This is a genomic window from Streptococcus suis (assembly GCF_002964575.1).
Lineage (GTDB): Bacteria > Bacillota > Bacilli > Lactobacillales > Streptococcaceae > Streptococcus > Streptococcus suis_R.
The window spans coordinates 1-272 of record NZ_POQQ01000100.1 but is presented as its reverse complement, the minus strand read 5'-3'; the positions used below and the strand labels follow the sequence as shown (position 1 = coordinate 272).

Sequence of the window (272 nt, the reverse complement as noted above, 5' to 3'; positions counted from 1 at the left end):
GTTATAATAAGTACATGTCCAATATGTATTACGAAAAAAATCCTACAGTAGCACATGATATTCATGAAATCCACGTAAACTTACTAGACACCCCAATGTCTTTCATGACAGATGCAGGTGTTTTTAGCAAGAAGATGGTTGATTATGGTAGTCAAGTGCTTTTAAAAACCCTTCATTTTGAAAAAGGGGCATCGGTGTTGGATGTTGGTTGTGGTTATGGACCAATTGGTTTGACACTTGCTAAGGTGTTTAGCACCAAGACAACACTGATT

Annotated in this window: 1 protein-coding gene; it reads left to right on the top strand. The window is 37.1% G+C overall.

Annotated features, from left to right (window positions below):
- Positions 1 to 14: 14 nt before the first annotated feature.
- Positions 15 to 272: methyltransferase (locus C1E58_RS11920; protein WP_153055844.1), on the top strand; the 258-nt coding region annotated here is incomplete at its 3' end.